Raw genomic sequence first — 13177 nt, forward strand, 5'->3', positions numbered from 1 at the left:
GCGGTGTTCCGTTGCGTCGTCTGTTCGCCACCCACGGCCTCTTTAGAGCATGTTGCGCGCTTTCACCGGCATGTTCGGTGTGATCGCTGGATGGCCAGCAAGGTATCTGATCGAGCTGCGACTTCGGCGATGAACAAATGAACCCTCGTTGGCCAAGTCCAACGCCGACCTGTCCGAGCTTCTCCAAAAGCACGATCAGGACGCTGTGCTACGCAGCATTGCAAAAGCAGTCTCAAGCTGCCCATCAAGGCCGGACCAGCCCGAGATCCCGAACAAGCGTGTCAAGATATGGGAGCTGTTGCACGCATTGAGCTTTCCGAGGATGGCAGAGACGTGATGGTCGACGTTCCTTGTCGAGACAAAAGGCAGTCCGAGATCTGCCCGTTTGACAAGCCCGTCGCGAGCAGTTCCAGCGCCCGCATTTGCCGCCTAGCCAGCCCGACGGGTTTGCCCCATGTTGCCGCCTGCGGCCCTTCGGGGATCGATCGGATGCCGGCGCTCCGCAAGCTGTGGTGGACCCGGGCGGCGGTCGCTCTTGCGCCGAGGCCATCAAGGGTGTCGAGATCGGCCCGTCCGGCCGCGGCGTCGCCCTCCATGAGGGCAAGCGGTTGCTCGTAGGGCCCCCGGCGCGCAGCCCAGGCACGGGCGGAGTCAGTCCTGCGGCGCGCCGTCGATAGCCGGATGGGCTCCGCCATTCCGTCCGGGCAGATGCCAGCGATCCCAAGCAGATGCGCCCTGAGCCACATCTCCCCCGCCGTCCAAGCGTCGCCGGTGCGCTGGGCGATGGCGACGACGCGGCATTGCGATCGAGCTCATCGAGAACCGAAGGCTATCGCGAAGACCAGCGGTGCTGCTCGTCCACGTTCACGCGGATCCATGACGATGACCATCGCGCTCTACGCGAAGCTCGGCACGCGTGAAGACGTCATGCACTTTGATCCTTCTCTGGACTGACGGCTCATCCTGGCTTTGCCTTCGCTTTCATCGGTGTGAGACAACCCACCCGTAGGCGAGGCGAAGATAGCCACGAGGATCGTGAAAGCTAATCCTACCATTCCGAATGACTTTTGCAGTGGCGGGGTCGATCGGGGCTTGCACCAGACGCGCGGCACACCAAAATTCTTTCTCTCGCTTTGTTCTGCAAAGCACCGCCCGTAGCAAAGGGCGCCCATCCTTGCCGGGCCAGCAAGGGAATTCGTAACGAGCCTTTCCGTGTTCTATTGGCGCCAGATCGACGTCGCTGGTCTTTGGCGCTTTGAGCTGAAATGACCCGGACGCCGAAAGGGGGGTCATCATTGTGTGCCGATTGACACACCGGCATCTCGCGCGTCGCCAATCCTGACGAACGGGTCAGACGGAATCTTCCTTGCTCCGATGCTTTCTCCAAGTCCACTCTCCGTCTATCTCGACTTCGAGCGCGAAGCTCAGGAACGTACGGACCGCTACGACGGCCGCCAGGACGGCGACACTCTGGAGCGTCGGGTCGATGGCAACGGTGTTGATGATGTCGGCCGCGACAAGGAACTCCAGCCCCAACAGGATCGAGCGACCGAGGGAAGACCTGAAGTTGTGATACACGGCCTCCACCGGGCCCTTCTGCATTGTCCGGTAGAGGTAGATCATGGTCGCGGCGACGGCGCCGATGACGATCGTCGCGATCCCGACGATCTCGATGGCCCTGACGGTCCAATGCAGGCCGCTGTCAATCCATCCGGCGACGGGGTCTGATCCTTGGCCGCGCGCGCAGCTAAGTGCGAGAGGTCTTGGCCGACTTCTCCAGAAACGCAAAAAGTCCCGCACCGATAACCGGTGCGAGACAATCCCAACTTAAGCAGGGACCTCTTACGCGAGGCTGATCACATGACGTCGCCGACTTCCTGAATCTCGGCCTCGACATCGTCGCCGTCAAACCAGCCTTCGAAGAAGCCTTCTTCTTCGACGGTGATGACTTGGTTCGTGTCGAGGTCGGCGCTGTCGTAGACGCCTGCGCCGTATTCCTCTTCGCTCAGAAGGGAGTCGTCATCGGCATCCCATTGCGTGTAGTAGCTGCTGTCCCAGGCAGACCCGAACTCGGTGCGATCGATGTAGCCCGACGTATCGGTGTCGTAGTCGGAGAACGGCGTCGCGTAGTCCGTGCCGTACCACCGCTCTGTGCCGGCCGTGTACTCCTCTTCGGTGATCTGAACGTCATTGTCGGTATCCCAGCTTGCGAACATGCCGGTGGCGAATTCGCCTTCGTTGAGACCCGCCTCTTCGTCGCGGTCCCAAGCGTCGAAGGTTCCGCTATCGGAAAGACCGGCGGAAACTTCGGATTCGGTCAGTTCCAGGTTACCGTCGTTGTCCCAATCGGTGTACGTAAACGATTCCGTTTGGCCAAACGAGGCTGCGGGGATCACAAGCGCGGTGGTAAGGATGGCGGTGGGAATATTGAGAAATTTGCTGAACGTCATAGTGAACTCCTTTCGTGTTGCCAGCGTAGCCATAGCCACTTGAGGCTTGTAAGACGAACGGGCAGCATTCAGCTTGGTTCCAAAAATGGGACGGATCTCGCTGCAGCCATTGGTTCCGATGCACTCTCTCGGATCGGAAGCGGGTCGCCTTCTTACGCCAAGCCGGCGACAACCGACTTCGTACCTTCTCAGACAGGCGCGTTTCTCCGCTGCGGGTTATGCCTGCTGCGCAGCCGCAGGCAGGTAACCTGCCTTCCGGCAAAAGAATCGACCATGCCCTGACTGCGGCAGACTGGGACTTCGCTACTTCGCGACCGTCCGGTACGTCGGCCGTGCGTGTGCCTCGCAATGGTGCCGAAGGTCCACTTCCTGCCGCACACTCCCTTGGCACCTCGGCTACGGGCGGTGCTGCGTTAACTTGAGGTCGCGAGAAAGCGCCTCGAGGATCATCTTGGCGGCAAAGGCTGCACCCTCCTCGCTCAGGTGGGCGTCCGGAGCATACAGCGCTGGCGGTGACGGGTAGGCCCAAAATGCGGGAGAAAGGTCCAGGAAATCCGCCCCGGCAGACTCCGCAGCCGCCTGGGCGATTTCCGGGAAGGCGTCATAGGCTTCGGGGAATGACAGTCGACCTACGAACTGGTCCTTCGGGGGCAGGTACACGAGGGTAAGCTCTCCGTTCCACGTCGCAGCCGTCTTGGCCGCTCGGAGGATGATGTCGTCGTAGAGCGCGGGGATCCTCGGTTCGGCGGGGAAGAACACCCCGAGCGCGAGGGATATGCGTTGAAGCGCCATGAAGTTCCGGAACACGGAATTGTCGCCGAGCATTTCGTGCAGCGGCGCCTCGCGAATGCTCCACCACTGCTCCAGCTTTTCGCGTGCGCGATCCAGTTGGACCTGCTCGGGGAGGGGTGAAGTTCCGACGAACGACCCCTCAACCGCCGAGACGAGCCAGGGCAGGTCCAGCGCCCTGGTCAGATTGGCAGCATCATTCCCACCGAAGACAAGCATGACGGTCTGGGGCGGCCTGATGATCGGGCCGAAGCGTTCGAGGATCGCGAGTTCCAGAAGTGGTCCGGCACCGCGGGTCCCGGTGTTCACGATGTTCAGGCCTAGTCCCACCAACTTGGCTGCCAGATGCTCGCCGTCGTGAAGGCAGATGCCCTCGGCGAACGAGTCGCCCAGCAACATGGCCTCGATGGGTTCGTCGTAGATCGCGTCGTCGTTGCGGAAGCCGTAACGGTCGGCCCGGTAGCTCACGGCCTCGCCTGCCTTTCGACACAGTAGGACCTCGCTGTTCGGCAGATTGCCCAGCAAGACGTCGTCGGGCGTTCGCGCCCCGATTTCCTGATTGAGCGCTTTGAGAGTGGATGCCGGAGGCAGTCCAGAGGAGAACCGCTCGACCGCGGTGCCATTGTCCAAGACATTCGCATACAGCCCGGTGCTTCCCGGGAGTGACTTGAACGTCAGGTAGCCTTCCGCCAGAAACAGGCTGCCCAGCACGGCCGAGGCGTATACAGCAGTCAAGACGCGGGTGTCGCTCCGCAGCAGAAGCGCAGCAAGGAATGCCCCAAGCGCCAGAACGCCAGGACCGATGATGTAGCGGATGACGCGATAGATATCGGTCGCATAGGCGTCCGCGTTGAACAGTGCGTAGCCGACGGTAGCCAGGAAGTAAGCGGCGATAAGCACAAGAACGGCGCGTGAGACCATGGGTTTTCCTATCCGGTCGAATCGGAGAGCTGCCGCGGGACCGATTAGTCCAACTCGTATTTTTCGGTGTAATTTTCCTTCAGCGCGGCGTTCTGATCTTCCTTCACGAGCACGCAATCGCCGATGGCGAGCACTTCGATCTCAGTCCCCATGAAGCAGCGGAAGGCGTCCTCGGGGGTGCAGACGATCGGCTCGCCGCGCACGTTGAACGACGTGTTCACCAACACGGGACAGCCCGTCGCCGCCTCGAAGCGGGAAATGAGGGCGTGGTAAAGCGGGTTGGTTTCCGAGTGAACCGTCTGGACGCGGGCTGAGTAGTCGACATGCGTCACGGCAGGGATCGAGGACCGCGGCACGTTCAGCTTGTCGATCCCGAACAGGCGCTCGTCGGCATCCGACATCCTGCGCCGGTGCTCTGGACGCACATCGGCGACGATCAGCATGTAGGGGCTCGGCTCTTCGAGCTCGAACCACTCGTGCACCTTCTCTGCCAAGACCGAGGGAGCGAAGGGGCGGAAGCTCTCGCGGTATTTCACCTTCAGGTTCAGGAGTTTTTGCATTTTCTCGGATCGGGGATCAGCGAGGATCGAGCGTCCACCCAGAGCCCGCGGCCCGAATTCCATTCGGCCCTGGAACCAGCCGACCGCCTTCCCGTCGACCAGCGCCTTCGCCGTCCTGTTCAGCATGTCGTCGGTCGTCAGCCTTTCGAACTGCGCGCCGAGGCGGGAAAGCTGCCGGGCGATCTGGTCGTTGTCGAACGAAGGCCCAAGATAGGCGCCCTGCATCGCGTCGGTGTTCGCCTTCGGCAGTCGCCGGGGCTTGTTCATCTCGCAGTGCCAATAGGCCTGCGCCGCGCCGAGTGCACCTCCGGCGTCCCCCGCAGCGGGCTGCACCCACACGGATTTGAATCGCCCGTCGCGCAGGATTTTTCCGTTCGCCACGCAGTTCAGCGCCACGCCGCCTGCCAGGCACAGGTTGTCCAATGCATATTCCGCATGGGCAGCGCGGGTCATGCGCAGCACGCATTCCTCCGTTACCGCCTGGATCGAGGCGGCGATATCCATGTGAAACTGCGTGATCGGGTCTCTTTCTGGAAGGCGCACGGGCTCTCCGAAGAGCTTGCAGAACTTCCCGTTCACCATCCTTAGCCCGGTCGCGTAGCTGAAATACGACTGGTTCAGCCGGAACGATCCGTCCTCCTTCAGGTCGATGACGTTGTCGAGGATCGTCTGCGCGTATTTCGGCTCTCCGTACGGGGCGAGGCCCATCAGCTTGTATTCGCCCGAGTTCACGCGGAACCCGGTGTAGTAGGTGAAGGCCGAATAGAGAAGGCCAAGCGAATGCGGGAAGTGGATCTCCTTCAGTATCTCCAGCGTGTTTCCCTTCCCATGCGAAAGCGCCGTGGTCGTCCATTCGCCCGCGCCGTCGATCGTGAGAACCAGCGCCTCTTCAAAGGGCGAGGGAAAGAAGGCGCTTGCTGCGTGGCTGACGTGATGCTCGGAGAATTTCAGGCGCGCGGACGTGAAGCGTGGATCAAGTTCCTTCAAACGATCGACGAGGAAGCTCTTGAGAAACAGTTTCTCGCGCAGCCAGATCGGCATTGCCTTCTGGAAGGAAGGAAATCCGAATGGAGCGGTCGCAACATAAGTTTCTAGCAGTCGTTCGAACTTGAGGAATGGCTTGTCGTAGAACACGACCGTCTCCACGTCGGCAAGAACGATGCCCGCGTGCTGGAGCACGAATTCGATGGATCGTTCCGGATAGCCCGAGTCGTGCTTCTTGCGGGTGAAGCGCTCTTCCTGCGCGGCGGCCAAGACTGCTCCGTTGCGCAGGAGCGCTGCGGCGCTGTCATGGTAAAGCGCCGAAATGCCCAGAACATAGGTCATGGTGTTTTCGCTTCAGAACAAGGGGTAAAGGAATGGCGCCACGGCGGAGCCTTGCGCGAGAATGATGAGGCCGCCAAAGAGGCCGAGAACCAGAAGGATCGGGGCGAGCCAGAACTTCCGCCGCGCCCGCATGAACCGCCATAGCTCGAGTGCCGTCGACATGATCGTCTCCTTAGAATTGGTGCGTCATCGTTCCGGGCTGGGTATCCCGGGGAATCCAATAGCTGCTCGCCTCGCAGTCAATGCTGCGCGCAAGTGGGTCGCGCCGCATCGCGCGGAAGGCCAAGCCGATCGGGAAAAAGGTCACCAGGTAGATCAGCAGCATGACGATGGGCGAGATTATGGCATGCAACAGATTGCCGAAGCGGAACCAATACCGGTTCGCCGCCCGGAGCAGCGCAGGCCGGACCAGCGTGACGATAAGGAATACAGCGGTTGACGCTGCCGCAGGCCAGGCGAGAAACCAGTCGTTATGAACGCACCACGCTGTCAGGACCGCGGCCACCACAGTGAATACGAGTCCGAAGGATCGATCGGACCCCATTTCCACTTTTATGCTCGCTGAGATGTCAGACATGCTGGATCATCCTTTGTTCGGCTGCTTCACCAGCAGATTTTTTCGTGTGCCCTTGGCTCTCCGCTGTCGTTTGCGGAAGCAGGGGCCACGAGGCCCAGGTCTCGAGCACGAACCAGAGCCTCTCTCGACCGTCGAGCAGGTCCAGCATCGCGAGGAAAGCCGGAACGTCCCGCGTTTCCGAAACCCGGCAATAGTCGTCCAAATGATCCACCACGCTCTGCGGAATACAAAGGGGTCTGCCTTTTTCATGCAGCAGCACGCGCGCCACACCCGGAAGCGTCATCCGTGTTTGCCTTTCCGGTATGGCCAACTCGTGAACCCATAGATGAGTCGGGAAAAGCTCCGGCTCGAAGTCGGACCGGCCGAGTATCGGAGAAAGCCGCATCTTGCGTCGAAAGGCGCGCGCTGGGACGCCGCGAGAGGACAGGCTGGCCAACGCTTCGCGGCGGCCCGTTGCGGTTACTTCAATTATGGCCCAGCTCGGTGAGCTCATGGGGCACCTGTTGGTTGGCGGAAATCTCATTCCCCAGCCGACCGCAGGACGCTGAAGTGGTCAACTTGGCCGCTTGGGAACCCGTAAGGCTTTAGGATTAGGCGGCGCTGATCTCGTTCGGAGTGAACTCTGGCGGTCACTCGGCCGCGCTGCGTTAGGACCTCCCATGCCAGTGTCGAAACCCTGACGTCAGATCAGAGTAGCTGTGGCGGGTTGGAAATTGGGATCCTCCTCATCACGAGCCATCTGGCAGCGACTTGTGCTCGTCAGACGTTCCGCGGCGCAGCATGGAGCTGAGTCCCAGGCATGGCGGGCAGCGCTGGCCTGGGGGACGAGCATCGCGCTGGCGGAAGAGCGATTCATCATTTCTTATCCTCGATGCCGGTATGCCACGCCCTGGTGTTTCCTTAGAACGAGGACGACTGAACATGCCGAAAGACTTCGCGCTGACCTTCCACGACGATGATCACTTGCATCAAGAGCGTGAGCATCAGCAGGCACAAGACGCAGACCGTCTGGTCCAACTTGCCAAACTCGAGCCGCTGAGCGATGGCGGCCTTCGAACTTCAAAGCTTCTCTTGGAGGCGTTGTCCAAGGCCCCCCATCATCACGAAGCGAAAGTCCTGCTGGATCGGCTCTACCAGTTGTTCGTTCCGCGCTGGCATTTCCCTATGCTCGCGGACAGGGTCCGCAACCGGGCCTATGCCGCGGCCATCGCCGCGAAAGTCAGGCCGGGTGATGTCGTCCTCGACATTGGCTGCGGCGCGGGCCTGACGGCAATGTTGGCGGCCCGTGCCGGCGCGGAACACGTCTATACGTGCGAGCAACATCCCCTGATCGCTCAGGCTGCTGCCCGGGTCATCGAAGAGAACGGGCTCGCGGATCGTATCACGGTCATTCCGAAGCTGTCGCGTAACCTGATCGTCGGTGTGGATCTTCCAGAACCGGCGGATGTCGTGATCTCGGAAATCGTCGACACCATGCTGCTTGGGGAAGGAGCGCTCGCAACGCTTAAGCATGCGATGGAAACGCTGGCAAAGCCCGATGCGCGTGCGATACCTGAACGCGGTAGACTGATGGCCCGATTGGTGGAGAGCGACAAGCTTCTGAACCTCTGGCGCCCTCAGGAGGCAGAGGGTTTCGATCTGTCCGCCTTTCACCATTTCGCGACCGTAGCGCGGATCACGCCGAACGACTTTGCGGCCTGTGGACTGAGATCGCTGGGGCCGGCCAAGGACCTCTTCGGTTTTGACTTCACCAGCCCCGAGATTCTGGCTGGACGTACGACAGAGCAGCTCGACTGCTCCGACGCCGGCACCATGCACGCTGTGTTCGTTTACTTCGAGTTGGACCTAGCCCCGGGGATTCAAGTGACGAATGGCTTGCAGTCCGATGGCCACTGGGGACGAACGGCCTTCCTGCTGAACCAGCCGAGATCTGCAGAGCCAGGAGGCACTCTGACGATCACCGCGCATCATGATACATCCGAGCTGAGCGTGTCAGTGCACGCGGCCGTTGATTGCACGGATGACGCGCATCAGCGGGCCATATTGATGGAGCAGGTTTGGGTTCTCGGAACGCGTTGCGATGACACCTTTCTACCCTCTTCGACATCGCACTACGCCAAGCCCGGCAATGCTCCTGCCAAGGTCGTTGAATTTCAGATATGATGCGCATCGGACGAACGACTGATGCTGACGGCGGCCTTCGCCGCGCCAAGACGAACGGCCGCACTGGCCGTTCGGAGTTCTGAACCGTGCCCCGCGGTCCGACTCCGCAGCGCCTGCTTCCTGTGCGTGGCGGAGTTTCGCGTGACCGCGGCGATGGTCGCTGGATCGGAAGGCCGGGGCCGGGTGGAGACAGGAAAGAAGCGGTCACTCCGTGAAGCGCGCCGCAAGATCGCGGACCACTTCGCGGAAGGCTGCATCACTGTCCTTGCCCGCGGCCAGTGCATCTTCATGGACGCGCCTTTGTCGCTCTGCCGAGGTACCATCGGTCAGCATGCGGCGCAGGCGTTCGACCTCGGCAAGGCACCCGAGTGCCTCGGCGTCCTCGGCAATGAGCGCGATCCATTCCTCGACCAGCTGGTCCATGGACTTGATGGCTCCCGCGCCGAAATCCACCAGCCCACCCTCGGTGCCGTAGCGGCGCGCGCGCCAGCGGTTCTCGCCGATCAGGGCGTTGTCGTAGCTCCGCCAACTGTGCTTCCGGGCGTGCGATCGCCACAGGAAGCGCGAGGTCGCCTGAATTGCTGCGGCGAGCGTCAAGGTCCACTCGACATCCGGGTAGGCTTCGCAGATCCGGGTCTCGATCGTCGGGAACTTGTCCGAGGGGCGGAGGTCCCACCAGATCTTCGACGCGTCCTCGATCAGACCTGCGCCGATCAGCGTGTCGGCAAAGCGGCGGTAGGCCGACCAGCTGTCGAAGCGCGGCGGCAGCCCCGTGCGCGGCAGGGCGTCGAAGACGCCGATCCGGTACGAGGCGAGCCCGGTATCCTGCCCCTGCCAGAACGGAGACGAGCTCGAAAGAGCGAGGAGGTGCGGCAGGAACCACGAGAGCTGGTTCATCACGTCGATCCGCTGGTCCGGGTCTGGCAGGCCGACATGTACATGCATTCCGCAGATCAGCATCCGGTCGCCCACGGCTGCGAGTTCCTCGCGCAGCTGGTTGTAGCGTTCACGGTTGCGGTGGGTCTGATCGGACCAGCGCGCAGTCGGATGGCAGGCCGCGGATATCGGCGTCAGGCCGTGCGCGCGTGCCACATCCGCAATGACGGCCCTGAGGTGGCGAAGTTCACCGCCCGCTTCCGCGATCGACGTGCAGACGCGGGTGCCGACCTCGATCTGACAGCGCAGGAACTCGGGCGAGACCCGGTCGCCGAGCCGGTGCTTGCACTCCCGGATCATGGCTTCGGGAGCTTCCGCCAGATCGAAGCTCGTCGCATCCACGAGGAGATACTCCTCCTCGATGCCGAGGGAGAACGGCGTTCCGTCAGTCATGTCCAAGCGTTCCGAAGTAAAAGCGCAATGCTCCGCATGAGACGAGTGTCAGAACTGCGGACTGCAAACGCCTTTCGGTCGAGATTTTCTGACGTCAAAAGAACTTCCCACTATCCCCATCCCGAAGCGGCGGGATGCGCTGACCAAGCCTCACTTGCTACACGACAAGGCTATGTCGGGGCCGCCTCATCGTCCATGGCTTCCCGCGATCAGAAGGCCATGGAATTCATGCAATCATGCCGAAGCCGTTCCCGATAATCCTCAGTTTCTAACGCTGTGACGTGTTCCCCATCCTCATCGATGCCCGGCCCATCCGCGGTCGTCGGTGAATGCGCGGGCAGGTGAGATTCGGGCAGGCTCATACTCGCCGGGGTCTCCATCCAGCGGGGCGAGCGGCGTGCGGGAGGCCGCCAGAACGATGTTGGTGCGCCCGATGGAGTTCAGGTCGCCTTGCTCCGCTATCACGTATGGATAAAGGCCGCTGAGGATCGCATGGACGCCGCGGGCAAGCGGACCGTTGGGCGCGTCGATCAGGTTCACGTAGACCGGACCGCCGACGATCGACCGGAGGCGCTCGAAGGTTTCGCGCGTGACCAGATGCGCCGGAACCGTGTTGGATGAGAACGCGTCCATCACGACGGCGTCGAATTGGCGCTCCGTCTCGTTGAGGTAAACGCGTCCATCGGCATGCACGATGCCAAGGCGCCCTTCCGCATCCGGATCGTTCCCGGTCGCGATGGTGCCGGTTCGAGCGATCATCTCTCCGGCACGGGGCATGTGCTGCCGGACCACCCGGGTCACCAGCGGGTCGATCTCTACCGCGACTGCCTGCGCCGCGGGGCGCGACGCGAGAAGCTTCGTGGGCAGCGTGTAGCCGCCCCCGCCGACGAACAGGACCGACGGCGCCGGTCCCAGATCACGGTCCATGCGCGCCCAGAGCCACCGCGTGTAAGACAGTGCGAGGTCGGGGGACTCGACGTTGCGGTTGCCGATCCCTTCGGCAGCTTGTGTGATGCCATCCGAATAGAGGCTGACCCGGTCGCCTTCGCGCACGACATGGAGGCATGAAAGCCCGGATTCGTACTCGCATATCCGGCCCCCGGCGAGACCAGCCAGTGCGACGAACGCCGCGGCCCCGACGATGACGCCCGAGCGTGGCTCGTCCGCGCTTTCCCGCGTGCCGCCGCCGGGCGGGGTGCTCCGCACGAACGGCAGACAGAGAAGGGCGGTGGCACCGCACGCGGCGAAGGTTGCCGCCGATCCTGCGAGGGGGAGGGCGACGAAGCCGGCCAGGATCGCGCCCAGGATAGCACCCGTCGAGCCGGCCGCCAGGACCAGCCCCAGCGACGACCCCTCCCGGCCTGGCCTGGCTTCGATTGCGGCCTTGGCGAGGAACGGCGAGGGGAGGCTGACGAAGACCGAGGCAGGGAAGAACGTCAGGACGACGCTCATCAGCATTCCCCCTGTTCCCCGCACGCCCCACGCGTAGAGCAGGCCGAGCGCGCTCGGTGACAGCGCCATCAGAACCGCCGTTGCGACCAGCGCGACGCGGACGTTGCCCACGGCGACGCGGCGTTCGCGTTCGGCCACGAAGCCGCCCATAGCATTGCCGAGCGAGAAGCCGGCCAAGACGGTCGCGATGACGGCGGTCCACGTCAACAACGAGGTGCCGAAGAACGGAGCGAGGACCCGGCCGGCGGCGATCTCGTAGGTCAGCCCCACGGCAGACAGAACAAGTATCAGGCCGATCGTGATCGAGAACCGCATGGCAGCATCCTTGGCGACGGTGCCGAGCCCGCCCTCGCGGAAGGGTGCCGTATGCCGCTCCGGGAGGGAAGGCACTGTCGCGCGCAGATCAAAGGGCACCTCTCGTTCCGGGTGCCTCGGGACAGCAGCCTCAGGGAGGGACTCAGCCCCCGCGGGAAGCAGCGCCGTCAAGTGAACGGCGCCAGTCTGGGGCCGGCGAGCCTAGCTTCCCCATGTCCGGATTGGCCCGGAATCGATGTGCGTGAACGCCGATCCGTAGCGGCCGACGCCACCGACCTGAAGCCATTCGGCCATATCCGCAACCTGCTCCGGCGGAATGCCTTCGAAGCGGATGTCGGCTGCACGTCGCCTCATGTGGTAACTTTTCGAGGCGGCGCCCACTCCACGGTTCTGCAACAGGCGAGTCGTTTGTGGTGTGCGGAACCCCGAGAGCAGCGTGATCTCGCCCGAGTGCCCGTGGCGACGCGCGTTGTCCGAAAGCGCCGCCAGGCTCCAGTAGATCCTGCGGTCCATTTCCGGCGCCTCTCCGTCGCGCCAGTCCCGGAACACCCAGTCGAGCCGACGCAGAGCTCGCCGATTGGCGCGACCGTTTTTCATGAAGCGCACGGACACTCGCTCGTCGGTATGTGCGTTCCTGATTTTCAGATAGCTGTCCCCTCGCACGAAGACGTCGTCCAGCCGGGTCCCGGCGCGCGTGGGCGGGGGCAGTGCTTCGTATCTGCGCCCGCCACAGCCTGACAGGAGCGGCGCGGTCACGCTCGCGCCAAAGGCGCAGAGAAGCCCACGCCGGTTGAAGCGGCCCGCGTCCGGGTTTGCTGTGTTCATCGGTTACCTCATTACTGCTCGGCCCCGTTGACCGGGGTCTCGAAAGAGGTGCTGTCGAAGACGCCCTCTGCTGGCCCAGCATGCGGTCGCCCGACGCCTCCGGCAAGCTCGATCAGCGTCCGCGGCCAAGTGGTCCGTCGGCGCGGCTTCTCGATCACAGACGGGCAACCGAATTGGAACCGCATGTGCTTGGCCGATCAGCCTTGAATCTGAGCGGCAGCGCCACCCTTCGCGACGTTCGAATCGCTATGGCCGAACCACGCCGCGAATCACTTCACGAGATGCTGTCCGCGGAAACGACAATCATCCCGCCCTCCGGAACAACCGGTAGAGAACTCGGTATTAAAGCGAGACAACTTGGGGTTGATGTGCCGCTCAAGAACTACGCTGATTCCGTTCACAAATCTGCCGCCTGCAATCGCGTTAACGGTTGATTATTCATTTGTGTGGACAGAGAAAAAGTTTCCGTA

Annotated in this window: 11 protein-coding genes; 1 reads left to right on the forward strand and 10 read right to left on the reverse strand. The window is 62.5% G+C overall.

Features of this window, described 5'->3' with window-relative positions:
* Nucleotides 1-1350: 1350 nt before the first annotated feature.
* The 7 genes from PAM7066_RS19550 to PAM7066_RS18615 form a co-directional block, all read right to left on the reverse strand.
* Nucleotides 1351-1800, reverse strand: a complete 450-nt coding sequence (locus tag PAM7066_RS19550) for a DUF1622 domain-containing protein (protein ID WP_276326074.1) — start codon at nucleotides 1798-1800, stop codon at nucleotides 1351-1353.
* Between the two features lie 56 nt (nucleotides 1801-1856).
* On the reverse strand, nucleotides 1857-2450 hold the full coding sequence (locus tag PAM7066_RS09775; protein ID WP_085853990.1) for an EF-hand domain-containing protein: 594 nt from the start codon (nucleotides 2448-2450) through the stop codon (nucleotides 1857-1859).
* Nucleotides 2451-2846: 396 nt separating this feature from the next.
* The gene (locus PAM7066_RS09780; protein ID WP_085853991.1) at nucleotides 2847-4160 is read right to left on the reverse strand and encodes a GDSL-type esterase/lipase family protein; all 1314 of its coding nucleotides are present in this window, start codon (nucleotides 4158-4160) and stop codon (nucleotides 2847-2849) included.
* A 44-nt stretch (nucleotides 4161-4204) separates the two neighbouring features.
* Nucleotides 4205-6046, reverse strand: coding sequence for a carbamoyltransferase family protein (locus PAM7066_RS09785; protein ID WP_085853992.1), 1842 nt, complete (start codon nucleotides 6044-6046; stop codon nucleotides 4205-4207).
* A 12-nt stretch (nucleotides 6047-6058) separates the two neighbouring features.
* Complete coding sequence (locus PAM7066_RS18940) at nucleotides 6059-6208, reverse strand: DUF5989 family protein (RefSeq protein ID WP_090928904.1); 150 nt, start codon at nucleotides 6206-6208, stop codon at nucleotides 6059-6061.
* Nucleotides 6209-6218: 10 nt separating this feature from the next.
* On the reverse strand, nucleotides 6219-6623 hold the full coding sequence (locus tag PAM7066_RS09790; protein ID WP_085853993.1) for an SxtJ family membrane protein: 405 nt from the start codon (nucleotides 6621-6623) through the stop codon (nucleotides 6219-6221).
* A complete protein-coding gene (locus PAM7066_RS18615) occupies nucleotides 6616-7116 on the reverse strand; it encodes a hypothetical protein (RefSeq protein ID WP_139214983.1) in 501 nt (166 codons plus the stop codon). The genes PAM7066_RS09790 and PAM7066_RS18615 overlap by 8 nt, the downstream gene beginning before the upstream one ends.
* Nucleotides 7117-7544: 428 nt before the next feature.
* Between PAM7066_RS18615 and PAM7066_RS09800 the strand changes: the two genes are divergently transcribed.
* Nucleotides 7545-8786, forward strand: coding sequence for a class I SAM-dependent methyltransferase (locus PAM7066_RS09800; protein WP_085853995.1), 1242 nt, complete (start codon nucleotides 7545-7547; stop codon nucleotides 8784-8786).
* A gap of 204 nt (nucleotides 8787-8990) precedes the next feature.
* Here PAM7066_RS09800 and PAM7066_RS09805 read toward each other — a convergent pair whose 3' ends face one another.
* From PAM7066_RS09805 to PAM7066_RS09815, 3 genes are all read right to left on the reverse strand, one after another.
* Complete coding sequence (locus PAM7066_RS09805; protein ID WP_085853996.1) at nucleotides 8991-10115, reverse strand: carboxylate-amine ligase; 1125 nt, start codon at nucleotides 10113-10115, stop codon at nucleotides 8991-8993.
* Nucleotides 10116-10409: 294 nt separating this feature from the next.
* Nucleotides 10410-11957: a fused MFS/spermidine synthase gene (locus PAM7066_RS09810; protein ID WP_245749648.1), complete on the reverse strand. Its 1548-nt coding sequence runs from the start codon at nucleotides 11955-11957 to the stop codon at nucleotides 10410-10412.
* 126 nt (nucleotides 11958-12083) lie between these two features.
* The gene (locus PAM7066_RS09815) at nucleotides 12084-12707 is read right to left on the reverse strand and encodes a YcbK family protein (RefSeq protein WP_085853998.1); all 624 of its coding nucleotides are present in this window, start codon (nucleotides 12705-12707) and stop codon (nucleotides 12084-12086) included.
* Between the last annotated feature and the right edge of the window lie 470 nt (nucleotides 12708-13177).

The organism is Palleronia marisminoris (assembly GCF_900172315.1).
Taxonomy (GTDB): Bacteria; Pseudomonadota; Alphaproteobacteria; order Rhodobacterales; family Rhodobacteraceae; genus Palleronia; species Palleronia marisminoris.